This window comes from Arthrobacter sp. BPSS-3, from assembly GCF_044628475.1.
Lineage (GTDB): Bacteria > Actinomycetota > Actinomycetes > Actinomycetales > Micrococcaceae > Arthrobacter.
Genome location: NZ_JBIMMV010000007.1, coordinates 190088 through 208120, shown reverse-complemented (window position 1 = coordinate 208120; position 18033 = coordinate 190088). Strand labels below are relative to the sequence as shown.

Annotated in this window: 22 protein-coding genes; 18 read left to right on the top strand and 4 right to left on the bottom strand. The window is 68.6% G+C overall.

The genetic code is table 11. The features are described 5' to 3' along the window. Nucleotides 1-53 precede the first annotated feature (53 nt). The 3 genes from ACFVY3_RS12660 to ACFVY3_RS12650 all read left to right on the top strand — a co-directional run bounded on the left by ACFVY3_RS12660 (nt 54) and on the right by ACFVY3_RS12650 (nt 1825). Nucleotides 54-542, top strand: a complete 489-nt coding sequence (locus ACFVY3_RS12660; protein WP_400159981.1) for a GyrI-like domain-containing protein — start codon at nt 54-56, stop codon at nt 540-542. A 165-nt stretch (nt 543-707) separates the two neighbouring features. After that, the gene (locus ACFVY3_RS12655; RefSeq protein WP_400159980.1) at nt 708-1010 is read left to right on the top strand and encodes a DUF4193 domain-containing protein; all 303 of its coding nucleotides are present in this window, start codon (nt 708-710) and stop codon (nt 1008-1010) included. 254 nt (nt 1011-1264) lie between these two features. Beyond that, the gene (locus tag ACFVY3_RS12650; protein WP_400159979.1) at nt 1265-1825 is read left to right on the top strand and encodes a hypothetical protein; all 561 of its coding nucleotides are present in this window, start codon (nt 1265-1267) and stop codon (nt 1823-1825) included. A gap of 26 nt (nt 1826-1851) precedes the next feature. Here the strand turns inward: ACFVY3_RS12650 and fliW are convergent, their stop codons facing one another. From fliW to ACFVY3_RS12630, 4 genes are read right to left on the bottom strand one after another with little or no spacing between them, the layout of a single operon-like run. Beyond that, nucleotides 1852-2241, bottom strand: a complete 390-nt coding sequence (gene fliW, locus ACFVY3_RS12645) for a flagellar assembly protein FliW (RefSeq protein ID WP_400159978.1) — start codon at nt 2239-2241, stop codon at nt 1852-1854. Next, a complete protein-coding gene (gene flgL / locus ACFVY3_RS12640; RefSeq protein WP_400159977.1) occupies nt 2238-3161 on the bottom strand; it encodes a flagellar hook-associated protein FlgL in 924 nt (307 codons plus the stop codon). Before flgL ends, fliW begins: the two co-directional genes overlap by 4 nt. Before the next feature lie 2 nt (nt 3162-3163). Continuing rightward, nucleotides 3164-4582 (bottom strand): flagellar hook-associated protein FlgK, encoded by a 1419-nt coding sequence (gene flgK, locus ACFVY3_RS12635; protein WP_400159976.1) that lies wholly within the window; start codon nt 4580-4582, stop codon nt 3164-3166. 9 nt (nt 4583-4591) lie between these two features. Further along, nucleotides 4592-5080, bottom strand: coding sequence for a flagellar protein FlgN (locus ACFVY3_RS12630; RefSeq protein ID WP_400159975.1), 489 nt, complete (start codon nt 5078-5080; stop codon nt 4592-4594). 292 nt (nt 5081-5372) lie between these two features. Here ACFVY3_RS12630 and ACFVY3_RS12625 point away from each other — a divergent pair, with 292 nt between their 5' ends. The 15 genes from ACFVY3_RS12625 (at nt 5373) to ACFVY3_RS12555 (ending at nt 18031) form a co-directional block, all read left to right on the top strand. Next, the gene (locus ACFVY3_RS12625; RefSeq protein ID WP_400159974.1) at nt 5373-6560 is read left to right on the top strand and encodes a flagellin; all 1188 of its coding nucleotides are present in this window, start codon (nt 5373-5375) and stop codon (nt 6558-6560) included. A gap of 127 nt (nt 6561-6687) precedes the next feature. Then, nucleotides 6688-8022: a flagellar filament capping protein FliD gene (fliD, locus tag ACFVY3_RS12620; protein ID WP_400159973.1), complete on the top strand. Its 1335-nt coding sequence runs from the start codon at nt 6688-6690 to the stop codon at nt 8020-8022. Nucleotides 8023-8024: 2 nt separating this feature from the next. Continuing rightward, a complete protein-coding gene (gene fliS / locus ACFVY3_RS12615) occupies nt 8025-8543 on the top strand; it encodes a flagellar export chaperone FliS (protein ID WP_400159972.1) in 519 nt (172 codons plus the stop codon). Then, entirely contained in the window at nt 8536-8925 is a 390-nt protein-coding gene (locus tag ACFVY3_RS12610) for a hypothetical protein (protein WP_400159971.1), read from the top strand. The genes fliS and ACFVY3_RS12610 overlap by 8 nt, the downstream gene beginning before the upstream one ends. A 170-nt stretch (nt 8926-9095) precedes the next feature. After that, entirely contained in the window at nt 9096-9437 is a 342-nt protein-coding gene (gene flgB / locus ACFVY3_RS12605; protein WP_400159970.1) for a flagellar basal body rod protein FlgB, read from the top strand. Continuing rightward, nucleotides 9437-9829: a flagellar basal body rod protein FlgC gene (locus tag ACFVY3_RS12600; RefSeq protein WP_400159969.1), complete on the top strand. Its 393-nt coding sequence runs from the start codon at nt 9437-9439 to the stop codon at nt 9827-9829. Before flgB ends, ACFVY3_RS12600 begins: the two co-directional genes overlap by 1 nt. After that, complete coding sequence (fliE, locus tag ACFVY3_RS12595; protein WP_290258759.1) at nt 9829-10134, top strand: flagellar hook-basal body complex protein FliE; 306 nt, start codon at nt 9829-9831, stop codon at nt 10132-10134. Before ACFVY3_RS12600 ends, fliE begins: the two co-directional genes overlap by 1 nt. Continuing rightward, on the top strand, nt 10134-11750 hold the full coding sequence (gene fliF, locus ACFVY3_RS12590; RefSeq protein ID WP_400159968.1) for a flagellar basal-body MS-ring/collar protein FliF: 1617 nt from the start codon (nt 10134-10136) through the stop codon (nt 11748-11750). Before fliE ends, fliF begins: the two co-directional genes overlap by 1 nt. Continuing rightward, nucleotides 11747-12760 (top strand): flagellar motor switch protein FliG, encoded by a 1014-nt coding sequence (gene fliG / locus ACFVY3_RS12585; RefSeq protein ID WP_400159967.1) that lies wholly within the window; start codon nt 11747-11749, stop codon nt 12758-12760. The genes fliF and fliG overlap by 4 nt, the downstream gene beginning before the upstream one ends. Beyond that, nucleotides 12750-13436 carry a FliH/SctL family protein gene (locus ACFVY3_RS12580; RefSeq protein ID WP_400159966.1) on the top strand — a complete coding sequence of 229 codons (687 nt, stop codon included), beginning with the start codon at nt 12750-12752 and terminating at the stop codon, nt 13434-13436. Before fliG ends, ACFVY3_RS12580 begins: the two co-directional genes overlap by 11 nt. After that, nucleotides 13433-14761, top strand: a complete 1329-nt coding sequence (locus tag ACFVY3_RS12575) for a FliI/YscN family ATPase (RefSeq protein ID WP_364138799.1) — start codon at nt 13433-13435, stop codon at nt 14759-14761. The genes ACFVY3_RS12580 and ACFVY3_RS12575 overlap by 4 nt, the downstream gene beginning before the upstream one ends. Further along, nucleotides 14758-15192, top strand: a complete 435-nt coding sequence (locus ACFVY3_RS12570; protein ID WP_400159965.1) for a flagellar FliJ family protein — start codon at nt 14758-14760, stop codon at nt 15190-15192. Before ACFVY3_RS12575 ends, ACFVY3_RS12570 begins: the two co-directional genes overlap by 4 nt. Beyond that, complete coding sequence (locus ACFVY3_RS12565; RefSeq protein WP_400159964.1) at nt 15189-15881, top strand: C40 family peptidase; 693 nt, start codon at nt 15189-15191, stop codon at nt 15879-15881. Before ACFVY3_RS12570 ends, ACFVY3_RS12565 begins: the two co-directional genes overlap by 4 nt. After that, complete coding sequence (locus tag ACFVY3_RS12560; protein ID WP_400159963.1) at nt 15878-17554, top strand: flagellar hook-length control protein FliK; 1677 nt, start codon at nt 15878-15880, stop codon at nt 17552-17554. Before ACFVY3_RS12565 ends, ACFVY3_RS12560 begins: the two co-directional genes overlap by 4 nt. A gap of 18 nt (nt 17555-17572) precedes the next feature. Further along, the gene (locus ACFVY3_RS12555; RefSeq protein WP_400159962.1) at nt 17573-18031 is read left to right on the top strand and encodes a flagellar hook assembly protein FlgD; all 459 of its coding nucleotides are present in this window, start codon (nt 17573-17575) and stop codon (nt 18029-18031) included. Nucleotides 18032-18033 lie beyond the last annotated feature (2 nt).

The following is an 18033-nucleotide window of genomic DNA, read 5'->3' as shown; positions in this document are numbered from 1 at the left end:
CTGGGGTCCAACCGGCCCTTGACCGGAACCGGGGGCGCGGGGAGGGTGGCCGTATGAACGAACACCAGCCCCACGCCGCCCCGGAGATCACCGTCAGCGACCGGCAGGAGCAGCCCACCGCGGTCATCCACGAAACAGTGTCGATGGCGGACCTGCGGGATTTCTTCGACCGGGCATACCGTTCCGTCATGTCCGCCGTCCAGCAACAGAACGTCCAGCTGGCTGGCCCGCCGTTCGCGCTGTACCGGGGGACACCCACCGACGTCGTCGATGTCGAAGCCGGCTTCCCCCTGGCCGGCCCCTACCCGGGAGGGGGCGACGGCGCCGTCGTCGCCGGGACCCTTCCCGGCGGCCGGGCGCTGGAGGCCACGCACGTTGGCCCGTATGACACCCTCCCGCAAACCTACGGAGCCGTCATGGCAAAGATGCAGGCGGACGGGCTCACCCCGGGGGAGGCCATGTGGGAGTACTACCTCACCGACCCGGCCGCGGAGCCGGACCCCGCCACCTGGAAAACGCTGGTGGTCTGGCCGGTCGCCTGAGCAGTGCGGGCAGAATAAAACCGACATTTTCCGCGCCATCACGGGGATTTTTTGCCCCAAATGTCGCCTTGCGCACACTATTCTTCAACTTCTGGGATGATGCCCTAAACTGCTTCACTGAGGTGCCTGAAATGGCGCTATGCAGCAACGAAAGTGAATCCCGTTATGGCTACCGATTACGACGCCCCACGCAAGACAGAAGAAGAATCTCCCGCTGAATCGCTGGAGGCCCTTCAGGCGTCCCGTGGCGGCGGCGCCCAGACTGCTGTTATCGATGTCGACGAGAACGACACCGCCGAGGGCATCGACCTTCCCGGAGCCGATCTTTCCGGCGAAGAACTGACGGTGATCGTCGTTCCCGAACAGTCCGACGAGTTCACCTGCTCCTCCTGCTTCCTGGTCCGTCACCGGTCCCAGGTCGCCAAGGAAAGGAACGGCCTGAAGTACTGCCGCGACTGCGAGGGCTAAACAGCCTTCCCCTCGGGCCGGCACCACGGCCCGTACCAGTTTTTACCGCCTGAGCGCCCGGCGCCGACTCCCTTGGGGAGCGGCGCCGGGCGCTTTTGTGTACTGCATTCCTATACTGGCGTTACCTGCGGTTGATGACGGGTCACGGTTGATGGACCGCCGGACCTTGGGCCCTCCCCGTCCGGCGACAGCGGGCCTACGCTGGAAGAATCCGGGAAAAGTATGAAATCCGGGTGGCCCGAGGGGTGGCAGTGATGACTCGAATCCGTTCACGGAAACCTGCAGGCTGGCTGATGGCCCTGCTGCTCGCGGCCGGGTTGCTGTTGGCGGCTCCCGGGGCCGCCGTCGCAGCGCCGTACTGCGGCCAGGTCTGGGGCTCGCTGGCCAAATCGGATCCGGCGATGGGCCGGGCCCCGGTGACGAACGTCCGGACCGGCCAGCATTACTGTTACGACCGGCTGGTGGTTGACCTCAAGGGGCCGGCGGGCGGCTACACCGTGAGGTACGTCCCGCAGGTGGCGCAGGAGGGTTCCGGGATGCCGGTACCGCTGCGCGGCCAGGCGTTCCTGCAGATCACGGTAAATTCACCGGCCTACGACGACGCCGGTCAGGCCACGTATTCGCCGGCCAACAAGAACGAACTGACTGATGTCACCGGATACCGGACGTTCCGCCAGGTCGCCTGGGCGGGCAGTTTCGAGGGGTACAGCACCCTTGGGCTCGGGGTGCGGGCCCGGTTGCCATTCCGGGTGTTCACACTGCCGGGTCCGGACGCCGGTTCACGGCTGGTGATCGACGTCGGGCACTACTGGTAGGCGCTAAGCCGGGCCGGTTACAGCTTTTAGGCGGCGCCGAGGACTGCCCGGAGCGGATACTCCCTGCCGTCCAGCACCAGCTGGGTGCACTTGCGGGCGGTCTCGTTCAGCACGATCGGCGCCATCAGGTTCACGGTGGTGCCCTCGGGGGAGTGGTTGACCACCACGAGCAGGCGGGGCGTCTCCCCGTCGGAGAGCTCAAGGGCCTCCAGCGCGGGGCGCGGCAGGCGGGGGCTGTAGTCGGGGACGAACACGGCGGCGTCCGCCAGGAACAGCCGCACGGGCGCGGACTCCGATTCGAGGGCGAAGAGTCCGGGGGCGCTGTCGATGCTGCGGAGCGCGAAGTCGTGGACCGCTTCCAGCCCCGGCATGGGGGCGGTGAAGGTCACGGGGGTGCTGCTCAGGACGGAGTTCATCGCAGGAAGTCCATCAGCGTGGGCTGCAGGACCCGCGCCGTGGCGGCCAGGGCCACCTGGTAATTGGTTTCCTGCAGCTTCAGGTCCATGATCACGCTGCCGAGATCTGCCTTCTCGATTCCCGTCTTCTGGGCGTCCAAGCTGGCCTCCAAATCTGTGTTGACGGTTCCTGCGCGTTCGAGTTCGGCCTGCCGTGTGCCGATTTCCGCGCGGCCGCTGATGACATTCTTGATGCCTTGGTCCAAGGCGGTCAAATGGGTGTTGGGCGCCTTCCCGGCGTCAAGATCGCCGGTGATCTGTCCGATCAAGGCGAAGAGGGACGTGCCGGCGTCCCCGAAGATCGTGGCGCCGTCGGCGTCCACCCGGATGGTCCGGTTATCGCTGACGCGCCGCTCCACTGAGGCTCCGGGCGTGCCATTGAATTTAGGCGGTGTGCCCGGGTCGCCGGGGATCGCCGGGTCCGGTGGTATCGGCGGGGCGAAGGCGCCGTCCTTGTCCGAGGTGCCGGCGAAGATGTTCCGGCCCAGGTGCTGCGTGTTTGCCACCGACAGCAGGTCAGCGTTCAGGCCCTTCAGCTCGGTGGAGATGGCGTCGCGTTCCTTTTGGCCCAGCGAATCGTTCGACGCCTGCAGGGTCAGGTCACGGACCCGGTTCAGGATATTGGTGGCCTGGCCCAGTGCGGAGTCGGCGACCGTCAGCCAGCCGTTCCCGTCGTCGATGTTCCGGCTGTACTGGGCCGCCGCAGCCTGGCGGGTGCGGGTCTGAAGCGCCTGCGCGGTGGCCGACGGGTCATCTGAGGGGCGGCCTATCTTGTCCAGCGACGACGCCTTGTCCTGCAGCCCGGCGAGCTTGGACTGCTGCAGCTGGAGGTTGCGCTGCGCAGCCGCGGACATGGTGAGGTTTGTGACTCGGTTAAGCATGGCTACCTTCCTACCAAGCCGGTGCGGTTGATCAGAACGTCCAGGGCTTCATCGACCGCGGTCATCACCCGGGCCGCAGCCTGGTACGCGTGCTGGTTGGTGAGCAGGCTGACGTTTTCCTCGTCCAGGCTGACGGACGCGGACGACGCACGGCTTGTCTCCGCGGAGGTTGCCACGGCGGCGGTCATGGTTTCGTGCTGCTGGGCGTTCCGGGACTGCAGGCCAATTCCCGTCACAATTGACTGCCACGTGGCGTCAGGGGAGGTGGTCCGGGTGCCGATCTGGGCCAGGGCATCGGCGTTGTGCCCGTCCTTGGCCCCGAATCCGGCGGCGGCCGCGCCGAGGAGGGCCGGGTCCTGGATGGAGCTGATTCCAAGGGCCGCGGGACGGGTGGCGTCGATTGTGAAGAAGTTGCCCGCCGGTGCGCCCGCGGCAGTCAGCCCGCCGGAGTGGACGGCATTAACATCTGTTGCGAGCTGGGTGGCCAGCCGGTCGTAGGAAGCGGCGGCCTCGGCGATCACGCCGCCGGATCCGCCGGCGGCCGGGGCCAGGACGGACAAGGACCCTGCCAGTTGGCCGCCGTCGAGCCCCACGGCAACGCCGGGCCGGTCCGCCCACTCGAGCTGAACCGGTGTGGCGGCCGAACCGGCCATGGTCGCCGCTCCTGTGAGGGCAAGCGTCCTCACGGAGGAACCCATCACCAGGGCGTTGCCGCCGATGTGCACGTCGACGGTGCCGTCCGCCTGTTCGCGCACGGTGCCGCCCGCCAGCCGGGCGATGCTCTCGGTGAGCTTGGCCCGGGCGTCGATGAGCTCATTGGCCGACCCGCCGGCGGCGAGGGTGGAGCGGATGGTGGTGTTGTAGGCGGCGACCTGGGAGGCCGCCGAATTGACGGCACTCACGGCGTCGGTTGCCTGGCCCCGGGCGTCACTCCACTGCCCGTCCAGCGCCTGGTAAGCAGTGGCGATGCGGGTGGTCAGGGTGTTCGCGGCCTGAATCACCAGGCCGGACGGAGCGGCTTCGCCGGGCTGGTTGGCGACACCCTGCCAGGCGGACCAAAACCCCTGCAGGGCGGCGGAAACACCGTTGTCGCCGGGTTCGTTGAGGACGCCCTCGATGTTCTGGAGGGCGGAGGACCGTACACTGGCGTACCCGGCCTGGGCGCCTGCGGACCGGACGCCGCCGTCGAGGAAGCTGCTTCCCAGCCTTGCGATCGCGTCAACCGAGACGCCCTGACCGACTTGGGGTGCACCCGCGCCCCAGAGGCCCTGCGCCGGTGCCGCCAGCGGCGACTGCTGCACGCGCTGGCGGGTGTAACCCTCAGTGGCTGCGTTAGCAATATTCTGCCCGGCCACATTCATTCCCTGCTGGGCCGCGGTCAGTCCACGGTAGGCCGTGTTCAGGGCACCGAAAGTGCTCATGCTGGCTCCTTAGAACCTCTGGTCGAAAATACGGGAACCGGCGGTTGCCCCGGTCTTGCCCTGGGCGTCATAGGTACCCGCGGCCGAGGAGGGCTGCAGGTCGGCGATCGACTCCTGGGTGGAGCGGACGGCGGACCGCAGGAACTGCTCATTGGTGTCCCGCAGCTCCTTGATCAGGGACGTTTGCCGGGTCAGTGCCGTCAGATGGGCGCTCAGCACCTCGGCCCAAGCTCCCTCGGGTGCCGCCGTCACCAGTTCGCTCAGTGTCGCGTCGGTGGGCAGGCCCCAGGATTCGGCGACGACGGCGGCCTCGATGGTCCGCGCGAGGCTGGCCTGGGAGAGGTGCCCCAGGACCTGCTCGACCTCTTTGGTGCCGAGCGGAAGCCACCGCGAGTTACCGGACGTGAGCAGCAGCTGTTCCTCTTCGAGCTTGAAGGTCAGAACGTCCAAGAGTTCACGCTCCCGCCAGAGCAAGGCGGAAAGTTCGTGGATGGCCATGGGCTGGACGGCTCCTCATAAGTCAATGGTGTGCGGGCTGACGGGCTACCCATGGCAAGCATTCGGGTCGTGCGGACGACGCGAGCCACTCTTCGGGTTCGTTGGAACTATCGGCAGGGGTCCGGCCTTCGTTAGCGACGCGGGGAGGCCGACGTCGTCGTCTGCCGAAAAGGGGCCATCCCAAAACTCTTTTTGTAAATTCGCTTACCTATGCCGGCCGACGGGCGATAACTACCCATGAAGGCCCACGGATGGGCCATCGCACATCGTCCCAAATCATGGAGGAAACATCATGGGAATGGTCGTCAACACCAACATCGCGGCAGCAAACGCCTACCGCAACCTCAGCAACACCCAGACCAACCTGAACAAGTCGCTGGAAAAGCTCTCCAGCGGCCTGCGCATCAACCGCGCTGCGGATGACGCAGCCGGTCTGGCCATCTCCGAAGGCCTGCGTTCGCAGGTTAACGGCCTGGGCGTCGCAGCCAACAACGCCCAGGACGGCATCAACGTGGTCCAGACCGCTGAAGGCGGCCTGAACCAGACCCACGCGATCCTGCAGCGTCTCCGCGACCTGGCTGTCCAGGCCGGTAACGACTCCAACAACGCCGACTCCCGCGCCGCCATCGCCACCGAGGCAACCGGCCTGGTGTCCGAGCTCGGCCGCATTGGCGACGGTACCAACTTCAACGGCATCAGCCTGCTCAACGGCAAGGCTGGCGCGGGCGCTGACGGCAAGCTGAGCTTCCAGATCGGTGCCGGCGGCGACGCCAGCAGCCAGATCACCGTGGACCTGAGCAAGGCCAACGTCAGCGGGATCGCCAGCTCGCTGCAGACTGCCTCGAACGCCGGCCAGGAGTTCGACTTCGCGGCCTTCAGCGGCACCACCGGAACGCCGACGATCGCCGGCGGCGCGTACACCTTCAGCTCCACCAACGGCACCGCCACCTCGAGCGTAACCGTTGCCACGGGTACCCCGACCAGCGCGGAGGACCTGGTCTCCAAGCTCAACGGCGACGCCGGCTTCGCCAGCAACTTCAGCGCCACGGTTGCGAAGAACGCTGATGGCAGCACGAAGGGCATCATCGTCTCCTCCAAGGATGGCGGCACGGTTGCCACCACGGCACCCTCCACCGACCTTGGTACCGGCGCGGCTGTTGCCGGCACCACGATGACCGGTCTGGACTTCTCCAGCGCCACGGGCGCGAAGAACGCCATCAACCTGCTGGACCAGAAGATCAAGGACGTCTCCACCGCCCGCGCGGCCCTGGGTGCTTCCCAGAACCGCCTGGAATCCGCAGTGCAGACCATCGGTGTTGCCAAGGAAAACCTCACGGCTTCGGAGTCCCGGATCCGCGACGTCGACATGGCTGACGAGATGTCGAAGTACACCCGCTCCAACATCCTGTCCCAGGCAGGAACGGCCATGCTCGCGCAGGCCAACCAGTCCACCCAGGGCGTCCTCTCGCTGCTGCGCTAAGCTGCAACGACTGACTCCTTCCGGCCTGGCCGGATAGGGACTGGCACCTAACGGCGGCCGGAGAGCCACAGCTCTCCGGCCGCCGTCACCGCATACGCACTGATCGACGACGGCAGAAGGACAATCCATGGGGCTCTCACTTCCTGGCCTGGCCAGTGGGCTGGATACCACCTCCCTCATCAGCCAGCTGATGCAGGTCGAGGCTATCCCTCAGACCCTACTGAAGAACCAGTCGTCATCGGTTCAATCAATGATTTCCGCCCTCCAGGGCCTGAACAGTAAAGTGGCCTCCCTCGCAACCGTGGCCACGGCAGCCGGCAAGCCCGACTCGCTGGAGTTGTTCTCCGCCACCAGCAGCTCGGCGGCCGTGACCGCCACTGCCGCTTCCGGTGCCGCGGCCGGGTCCATCGACGTGGTGGTGGGTGCGACCGCCCAGGCCCAGGTCTCGGTCAGCGACAAGGTCGCCACCTGGCCGGTCAACACCTTCACCATTACCAGCGCCGCCGGCACGCCGACGACCATCATTGCGGCCTCCACGTCCTTGGACGACGTCGCCACCGCTGTGAACAACTCCGCCGCCGGCGTCAATGTCCTCAAGATCGCCACCGGCGAAGTCGACGCCTCCGGCAACGCCCTGTTCCGGCTGCAGTTCAGCGCCGGCGCCACCGGAACCGCGGCCGGATTCACCGTCTCCGACGCGACTCTGACATCAATCAAGACCGCCACGGACGCCCAGGTGACCCTGTACGCCAACACAACGGCCGCCCAGACCATCACCTCGCCGACCAATACGTTCACCAACCTGCTGCCCGGGGTCTCCGTCAGTGTCACCGCCGCCTCCACCGATGCCGTGACGGTCACCGTTGCCAAGGACACGAGCAGGATCTCCGCCGTCGCCTCCAACCTGGTGTCATCCCTGAACGGGATTTTTGCCGCAATCTCCACGCAGAGCGCGGTGGTCAACAGCACCGATTCCAGCGGTAATCCCAAGGTCAGCGGCGGAGTTTTCACCGGTGAAGCCACCGTCCGGGACGTCAACCAGAACCTGGTGAACGCAGCCTCCATGCCGGTGGGCAGCAGCGGCAGGTCCCCGTCCGAATTCGGCATCAGCATCCAAAAGGACGGCTCCTTCCAATTCGATGCGGCGAAATTCACCGCCGCACTGGCAGCAGATCCCGTCAAAACGAAAGCCGACTTCCAGGAATTGGCCAACAGGGTTGCGGCGGCCGCCAATCTCGCCTCCGACAAGTACAACGGAACCCTGACGACGGACATCACCGGTCAGCAGGCGCGATCCAAGGACCTTGCGGACCAGATCTCGACCTGGGACCAGCGGCTCTCCGACCGGCAGGCCGCACTCAAGCAGACCTACGCCAACCTGGAAGTCACCCTTAGCACCATGCAGTCCCAGTCGGCATGGTTGACCTCGCAATTGACCAGCCTTTCCGCAGGGAGCAAGTAAGAATGACCACCCCCTTCATGGGAAACCCCTCCTACGGAAGCGGCGGCTACGGCAATTCCGCTCAACGGAACCAGTACTTGAACGAATCGGTACTCTCTGCCCCGCCCGCCCGGCTGCTGACGATGCTCTACGACCGGCTCCTTCTCGATCTCGGCCGGGCCGAGGCCGCGCAGCAGACGGCCGATTGGTCCCTCGCCTCCGAGAACCTCATCCACGCCCAGGCCATCATCACCGAGCTCTCCTCCTCTCTCAACACCGACGCCTGGGACGGCGCCGACGGTCTGCTGGGCCTCTACAACTACGCCTCCACCGCGTTGATCAACGCCAACATCCAGCGCAACCCCGCGCTGACCCGTGAGGCTATCGACCTCCTGGAACCGCTCCGCCAGGCCTGGCACGAGGCTGCCGCAGCGATCCCCGCCGCGCAGCCCACCCAGGCCACGGCGCCGTCGACGTTCGCCGCCGCAGGTTCCTGGGCTGCTTCCTCCGGAGCGGGAAGCGGGAGCCTGGGCTTTGGCTGAACAAGAGTCCCGGGGGGAGGACCAGCTCGCCGAGCACACCGATGATCCCGCAGCCGCCGCATGGCTCCTGGTGCTGGACGTCCTGGAAATGGCCGTGAATGCCGCGGAGAGAACCTTGAACGATCCGCTCGGGCCGCTCTCGGCGCCGCTGCACCAGCCGGAGTCAGCGCTGCCCGTGCAACGCTGGAGCCCGCCGGTGCTCAGCGGACCACTGCCTCCCGAGGCCCGGCGCCGCGCCATGGCCCTCTCCGCAGCGCAGGAGCGCGTCGCCAAACGCCTGGAGGCGGCCAAACAGGACGTTTCCCGCCAGCTCCACGCGCTCAGCACCGTCCCGAGCCTGAGCTCCCCGTCGCGGGCCGTCTACCTCGACGTTCAGGGCTGATTTCCGGGGATAGTTCCTGTCGCCGGCATTCGGCAAAACCCTCCCGAAAAAGTTGTTTCAAATTTCCCTAACGCGGCCCTGAGCTGTGCCGATAACCACAGTAAGAGCACGGATCGCTCGTTTCCCGGCCACGGATCGGCCAAGCCCCACCCTTTCCCAGGCAGGACTCTGTGCTCGAATCCGTGACTTCCGCCGCCCTGGCCAGCGCCCTTAACGGGTTGTCCCAGCGCCAGCGCGCGATCGCGAACAACATCGCGAACGTCAACACGCCGAACTACCACGCCCAGCGCGTCAGCTTCGAGGATGCCCTGGCCCAGTCAGTGCAGTCCGGCGACGGCCGGGTGCAGGCCACCACGGCGTCCTCCCTGGAACCCACCCAGCTCAACGGCAATAACGTGAACCTGGATACCGAGACGCTTTCCAACATTGACACCGTGCTCCGTTTCCAGTTCGCGTCCCGTGCGATCGGCTACGAATTCAGCGGCGTCCGTTCGGCAATGAGGACCAACTAATGACCTTTGACGCCATCGGCATCGCCGGTTCCGCCCTCACGGTCCACCGCAAGTGGCTCGATGCCGTGTCGGACAACCTCGCGAACATGAACAATGTCTCCGCCACCTCCGGCAACGCCTTCCAGCAGAAGTATGTGGAGGCGTCCGAAAGCCCGGACGGCCAGGGCGTCTACGTCAAGAGCACGCCCCTGGGCAGCGGCGCCGGCCGGATCGTGTACCAACCGGACCATCCGCTCGCCGATGCCAACGGCAACGTCAAATACCCGGACATCGACATGGCCGAACAGATGGGCTCCCTGATTGTCGCCCAGCGCGGCTACCAAGCCAACGCCCAGGTGGTTGACCGCGCCCGTGAGACCTACATGGCTGCCCTTGAGATTGGACGATCCTGATGCCCGTTTCCCCCATCGCCCCGGTCCAGGGCGTCATGCCCACGGACTACGTGGGCGGAGCCTCGGCCGTCTCCGGCACGGACGGTTCCGGCTTCGCGGCGTCCCTCACCGGCGCCGTCGATAACCTCCAGCAACTGCAGTCGACGTCGAACCAGCTGGCCGTCTCCGCCGTCACCGGCAACCTCAACGACATCCAGGACGCCACCATCGCCGCCACCCGCGCCCAGGTCACCCTGGAGCTGGTCGCCTCTCTCCGCAACAAGGGCGTTGACGCGTTCAACGAGATCATGAGGATGCAGGCCTGATGCCTCCGCAGATCACCATCTTCTTCCAGCGCTTCGGCAACGGACTCAAAAGCTTCACCACCGGCCAGCGCACCCTGGCCGTCATCGGCGCTGCCCTCCTGGTGGTCGGCATCGTGGCGCTCTCGGCCTGGCTGTCCAAGCCTTCCATGACGCCGCTGTTCTCCGGCCTGAAGAGCGCCGACGCCAGCGCGATCGTCGACCAGCTGAAAAAGGACGGCGTCCCCTACGAACTCAGCGACGGCGGCGCCACCGTCCTGGTGCCGCAGGAAAAGGTCTACGACGAGCGGCTGAAGGCAGCCTCCGCGGGCCTGCCCACCGCAGCCGCAACGGGCTACTCGCTGCTGGACAAGATGGGCGTCACGTCCTCGGAGTTCCAGCAGTCGGTCACCTACAAGCGCGCCCTCGAAGGCGAACTCGCCAGCACCATCGGCGCCATGGAGGGCGTGAAGACCGCCGCCGTCCGGCTGGCCATCCCCGAGAAGACCGTCTTCGTCTCCAAGACTCCGGACACCACCGCTTCCGTCTTCATCGAGACCGCCCCCGGCGTGACCCTCTCCAGCGACAAGGTCCAGGCGATCGTCCACCTGACCTCCGCCGCGATTGAAAACCTCAAGCCCTCCAACGTCTCTGTCGTGGACTCCCAGGGCAACGTCCTGTCCACGGTCGGCGGCACGACGGCGGGCAGCTCCTCCAAACAGGCGACGGACTATCAGCAGCGCACCGGCGACGCCGTCCGCGCCGTCCTGGACCGCGTGGTGGGCCCGGGCAACTCCACCGTGGCCGTCGCCGCGGACGTCACCGGAGAATCCGCACAGCAGAAGAGTGAGACCTTCTCCAACACCGCCGGAGCCCTGCCGCTGAGCGAGTCGTCAAAGACCGAGAAGTACACCGGAACCGGGGGAGGCGCCGCCGGCGTTCTGGGCCCGGACAACATCTCCGTGCCCGGCGGCAGCAGCGGCAACGGCAACTTCGACTCCACCACGGAGACCAAGAACAACGCCGTCAACAAGGTCACCGAGGACCGGACCATCCCGCCGGGAGCCATCAAACGCCAGACCATCTCCGTGGCCGTCAGCCAGTCCGCCGCCGGCGGACTGAACATCGGCTCCCTCACGGCCCTGGTCACCTCCGCTGCCGGCGTCGACAAGAACCGCGGCGACGTCGTCACCGTCGAGGTCATCCCGTTCAGCACAGCGGCCGCCGACCAGGCCAACGCCTCCCTGGATGCAGCCAAGGCCGAGATCGAGGCGCAGAAGCAGCAGGCGTTCTTCGGCACCCTCGTCACCGCCGGCAGCATCCTGCTGGGCCTGTTGATCCTGGCCCTGATCATCACGATCATCCTGCGCCGCCGCCAGAAGCGGGAACCGGTGGACCTGGGCGAACGCCTGGACCTGCTCCCTCCGGTCCCCACCGTCACCGCGCTCGATCCCGCACCGGCCACCTCCGCCATCCCGCTGATCGCCCGGCCGGTGGAGCCCCTGCCGCTGCCCGCGCCGGCCCCGGAGGTCCTCGAGGCCGAGCGCCGGATGCAGGAAATCGACGCGATGGTGGCCAACAACCCGGAGAAGGCCGCCGACTACCTGCGCGGCCTGATGGATGACAGGCAGCCGGCGTGAAAACCGGTGAGGCCCTGACCGGCACGCAGCGCGCCGCCGTCGTCCTGATGCAGATGAGCCCCACCAACGCGGCCTTGGTGATGGCCCAGCTGACCGACATGGAGGCCGAGGAGATCGCCGCGGAGATCGTCCGGCTCCGCAAGGTGGACCCGGAGACCGCCGAGAAGATCATGAAGGACTTCCACGAGACTGCCCTGAGCAGCCCGCGCTCCGCCCGCGGCGGCCGGGAACTGGCCGAGGGCCTGCTGGAGGCCTCCTTCGGTTCGGAGAAGGCCGCCGGCTTGATCAACCGCCTGACCGTGAACATGGCCGGGAAGTCCTTCGAGTTCCTCGAGGACATCGAGCCCGTGCAGATCCTGGCCCTTATCGACGGCGAACTGCCGCAGACTATCGCCCTGGTCCTGGCGCACCTGAGCCCCCGCAAGGCCTCCGCAGTGATGTCCGGATTGCCCGGCTCGCTGCGCGCCGACGTCGCCCTCAGCATCGCCACCATGGGCTCCGGCGCACCCGAGGCCATCGGTATCGTCGCCGACACCCTGAAGCTCCGCGGCGGCGCGGCCGTCTCGCAGCAGGCCTCCAAGGTGGTGGGCGGCATCCAGCCGCTGCTGGAAATCATCAACCGGACCGACGCCGGCACCGAACGCTCGGTCCTGGACGGCCTCGATCTGCTGGACCCGGACCTGGCCGTGGAGATCCGCGCGCAGATGGTCACCTTCGACGACATCATCAAACTGGAACGCCGTGACGTGCAGCTGGTGCTCCGCGGCCTGGACGCTTCCGTCCTGGCCGTGGCCATGAAGGGTGCCACCGAGCAGGTTCTGGAAACCATTACCACCAACGTCTCCGGCCGCAACCTGGAGATCCTCGAATCCGAGATGGCAGCCCTCGGCCCGCTCCGCGCGTCGCAGATCGAGGAGGCGCGCGCCGCCGTCGTCCGCGCCATCCGGGAGCTCGTCGACGAGGGCCAGATCGTCATCCACCGCGGGGACGAAGAGGACTATGTTTACTGACGGGCGGAGCGCCGCGGGCGCGACGACGGCGGGCGCCGCGGGGGAGGCCCCTGCCCGGATCGTCTTCCCGTCGCTGCGCTCCACCGGCCCCGCCAACGAACAGGCCGGCTACACCGAGGGCCACGCCGCCGGGTACGCCGCCGGCGTCCGCGCGGCCGCCAAGGAACAGCGCCGCTGGCGTGACCGGATGGCCGCCGAACAGGCAGCCTCACTGGCCGCCGGGCAGCAGGACCTGGACCGGGCCGTCCGCGCCCTGGCCGTCGCCCGTACTGACTTCGCCCACCGCAACGTCCAGGCCCTGCACGACGCGGAAGAGGTCCTGGCGCGCACCGCCCTGGAACTGGCCGAGGCCATCCTCGGCTATGAACTCGCCGAGGGCACCCGGACGGCCCGGGCCGCGCTGGCCCGTGCCCTCTCCGGGTCCGACGCCGCCACCGTGCTGGCCATCCGGCTGCACCCGGCCGACATCGAAGTCCTGCGCCGCGAGGGGCAGGACGAACCCGGCGGGCTGCCGCTCGTGGCGGACCCGTCCCTGCAGCGCGGCGACGCCAAGGTCGAATACCAGCAGGGCTGGCTCGACGCCAGCCTCGGCACCGCCTTGGCCCGGGCCAAGGCTGCCCTGCTCGACGACCACCAATACCCCGCTGCCCCTCCCGCCCCGGGAGGCCGGCCGTGAAAACCCTGTGGCGGCCCCGCGCCGCGGACTTCGAAGCCGCCCTCGCCGCTGCCGCCCCGCAGCGCGTCGGCATCGTCACCTCCGTCATGGGCCTGGGCCTGGAGGTCTCCGGCCTGGACTGTGCGCTCGGTGACCTGCTCACGGTGGGCGAACACCCCGGGCTCGACGCCGAGGTGGTCGCCGCCCTGGACGGCTCCGTGCGCTGCATGCCGCTGGGACGGCTTGCCGGCATCGCCGCCGGGGACCCGGTCCGTGCCAAGGGCGGCAACGTCCTGGTGCCTACCGGCCCGGGGCTCTTCGGCCGCGTCGTCGACGGCCTGGGCCGGCCGATCGACGACAAGGGACCGCTGCTCAGCGGCCCCCGCGTGCCGATCGACAACGAGGCGCCCAACGCCATGAAGCGCGCCCGGATCGACACCCCGCTGCAGACCGGGGTGCGGGTCCTGGATACCATGACCACCCTGGGCAAGGGCCAGCGCATGGGCCTCTTCGCCGGCTCCGGCGTCGGCAAGTCCTCGCTGCTCTCCATGATCGCCCGGGGCACCGACGCCCAGGTGTCCGTGATCGCCCTGGTGGGGGAGCGCGGCCGTGAAGTCCGCGAATTCCTCGAGGACGACCTCGGCCCCGAAGGCCTGGCCCGCTCCGTCGTCGTGGTCGCCACCTCCGACGAGCCGGCTCTGATGCGCATGCGCGCCGCGTTCACCGCCACCCGGATCGCGGAGTCCTTCCGCGACGCCGGGCAGGACGTGGTGCTGATGATGGACTCGCTCACCCGTGTCGCCATGGCCCAGCGCGAGATCGGCCTCTCCGCCGGCGAACCACCCGCCACCCGCGGCTACCCGCCGTCGACCTTCTCCATCCTGGCCCGCCTGCTGGAGCGTGCCGGCACCGCCGAAACCGGGTCCGTGACCGGGATCTACACGGTCCTGGTGGACGGCGACGACCACAACGAACCGATCGCCGACGCGGCCCGCTCCATCCTGGACGGGCACGTGGTGCTCGACCGCAAGCTCGCCGTGACCGGTCACTTCCCGTCCGTGGACGTGCTCGGCTCCGTCTCCCGCGTCGCGTCCAAGGTCAACGCAAGGCCCCACCTGGCGGCCGCCGCAGCCCTGCGCAAGGTCATGGCGGCCCGCAAGTCCGCGCAGGACCTGATTGACGTCGGCGCCTACCAGTCAGGCACCAACCCGCTCGTGGACGCGGCACTGGCCAACGAAGACGCCGTAGCCGCGTTCCTGCAGCAGCCGATGGAAGAGTCAACCCCCCACCCCGAGTCCTGGCGCCAGCTGGGCCACCTCACGTCGATCCTGGGAGCCGCAGCATGAGCCGGCAATTCTCTCTGGCCGGGTTGTTGCGCCTGCGCCAAATCCAGCAGGACCAGGCCGCCTCCGGCCTGGCCCGCGCCCGGTCACGGTCCACCTCTGCGCGCGCCCGGGAAGCCTCGGCCCGCCGCCAGTTGGCGGACACTGACCCGGACATCGTCAGCTCGGCGTCGATGCGCGCCGTCGCTGCGGCCCGCTCGGCGTCGCACAGCATGCTGGCGGACCTGCAGACCCTCAGCCGCATGGCCGAAGCCGACGAGACCGCAGCACGCGAGGAGTTCATCGCCGCGCGCACCCGCTCGGTGGGCCTGGAGAAGCTGGCCGCCCGGCACCACGCCGAGGTCGCCTCCGAGGAGCTCCGCGCCGAACAGTCCGCCCTGGACGAGATTTCCTCCATCATCTGGCACCGGGACGAACAGCAGGTGCGCTCATGAGCATGGCTGAGGCCCTGGGCCGGATGCAGGGCATCCAATCGATGATCGCGGAACTGACCCGTCCCGCGCAGACCGCGCAGAGCACCGCCGCGGCACAGAAGGCCTCGGCCGTGTCGACGCTGGCCGCTGGCACCGGAACCGCAAACTCCGCCGCGTTTACCGACGCGCTCACGGCGGCCCTCGGCGGCACCGGCGGCACCACTCAGACCGACCTGTCCTCCCTGACCGGGGCGGCCCCGGGGCTGGGCCTGGGCGCCCTGACCGGACTGGCCCTCCCGACCACGCCCGCAGCAGCGCCGGTCGCTCCCGGCAGCGCCACCGGCACCGACGTCGTCGCCATGGCCAAGAAGTACATCGGCGTGCCGTACGTCTGGGGCGGGACCAACCCGGCCACGGGCATGGACTGCTCCGGGTTCACCCAGCGAGTCTTCAAGGACCTGGGCATTGACATTCCCCGCGTCGTCAGCGACCAGATGAAGGTGGGCACCCCGGTGGCATCCCTGGCCCAGGCCAAGCCGGGTGACCTGCTGATCAGCTTCGGCGGCAACCACATCTCCATCTACCTCGGCAACGGCAAGGCGATCGACGCGCCTGTCCCCGGCAAGACCATCCAGATCCGGGACGCCTGGGAGCAGCAGTCCAACCTGACCGCTATCCGCCGGATTGTCCCGGCAGGGGCGGCCTCGTGAAGGCCCCGGTATCGGCGGACCTGGCGTCCGCCCTCACGAAGACGACGGCCGCGGCCCGCGGCGCGCAGTCGGGTTCCCGTGCCGCCGCGGGGACGGGGGAACGCTTTGGCAGTGCCCTGAACGACGCCGTCGGGGCCACCACGCGCAGGTCCCAGCCGGAAGCCCCGTACGACGCCGGGGCAGGGCGCCCGGCGCCGGCTGCCGCCGGACCACGTTCCGGGCACGACGGCGGCCCGGACGGGCACGCCGCCGGCCACGCGACCGGCAAGACTGCGCGCCGCGGCGTCGCTTCCACTCCGAGCGATGAGGCCGCCGGCGCTGGTGCCGGAGCCTCTGCCGCTGCCGCCACGGCGCAGCCCGCTTCTCCGCAGGCCGTAGCCGCGCAGCCCGGGGCCTCGCAGGCCGGTGCGACGTCTTCCGATGCGGCTCAGGCCGCTGCGGCCACACCTGATCTGACCGGACCGGCGACTGCCGGCATTGTGACTGCTGATCCCCGTGCCGCGCAGCCCGCCGTCGCAGCCGGCGGGGAAACGCCAGCCACCTCGCCTGCCCCGACAGCCGTAGCCGCCGACGCGCTCCGCCTGCCGGGGGCGCTCGCGCGCACCCTTGGCCAGGCCGCAGCACCGGCAGGACGCCCCACCGCAACCGGAGGGCAGGCAGCCGAACCCATCGCTGGGCTTGCCGCTACAGCGTCTGGTGCGGCCTCTGCGGCTCAGCAGTTCGCACCAGCCGCTGACGCCGCCGGGGCGGCAGGTGCCCGTCCCGGCGGCGCAGCCTCGGGTCACGAGCCGGAGAGCCCTGCCGCCGGAGCCGTTGCCGCGGATCCTGCCGCCGGGACCATCCTTCCAAAGACCGGAACAGCCAGCCTCGTCGCGGGTCAGGACCGGACCGGCGTCGTGGGCGCCGCAGGAGTAGCCGCGGCCGCGCCCGCCGGGGCCCCGGCAGGCGCCGCATCCGTGGCAGTGCCGGCCGCCTTCGCCACGGCAGTGTCGGCTGCGCAGCCGGTTCCCGCGGCGGCTGCCGCCGCCGGCGCACCCGCCGCACAGGACGCTTCCGGAACGCCGGTTGCCGTTGCTCCCGCCGTCGACGCTTCGGCCGCTGCGGCCTTCGCCGGTGCAGCCTCTGCCCCCGCCGCGCCGTCCGCCGTCCCGGCGTCGGCAGCACCCGCTCCCGCCGCGCCGCAGCCGCCGCTCCTGCCCCAGCTGGCCAAGCCGCTCTTCACCCTCGCTGCGGCCGCGCCCGGGCAGCACATCATGACTCTGAAGGTTTCCCCCGAGGACCTGGGGCCGCTCACCGTCCGCGCCCACATCGACGCGGCCGGCGTGAGAATCGAACTGTTCGCACCGGCGGAGGCCGGCCGCGAGGCGGTGCGTAATCTCCTGCCGGAACTGCGGAAGGAACTCGCAGGCGCCGGCTTCGGTGCCAGCCTGAACCTCTCGAACCAGAGCGGCCCGCCGGCAGGGGGCCAGGACGGGGCCCAGCAAAACCGGCCCGACGCCTGGCTGGGCGGGGGACAGGACCCCGGCCGCAGCGGATATGGGTCCGGTGGAGGCCAGGACACCCCGGGCGCCCGCCGGCCGGGCCACCGGTGGGACGACCTGGCGGACGAATCCTCGCTCCGCACCGCCCGGATCCTGAACGGTCCCCAGACCACCCTCGACATTCTCGCCTGACACGAAGGAACGCGACCCATGACGATCCAGCCGATCACCCCGCAGTCCGTTACCCCTCAGCCGGTCACCCCGCAGGCTGTCGGGGGAACCTCCACACCGGCGTCATCCGTGCGCTCACCCGTCCAGACCATGGACGCCAATGTCTTCATGACGCTGCTGGTGGCCCAGATGAAAAACCAGAACCCCAGCGCCCCGATGGACACCAACCAGATGATGAGCCAGACCATCCAGCTCTCCATGATGGAAAAGACCACCGAGATGACCACCAACAGCAAGGAAGCGTTCTCGCTGCAGATGCGCTCCGCCGCCGCACAGCTGATGGGTCACAACGTTGAATACACCCTCAGCGACGGCACCACCGGGACCGGCCTCGCCGGCTCCGTGTCCTTCGCAGGCAGCGTGCCGACCGTCAAGGTTGGCACCCTCTCCATTCCCCTCGATTCGATTTCCGGCATTACGGCGCCCGCCGCCTCCTAATC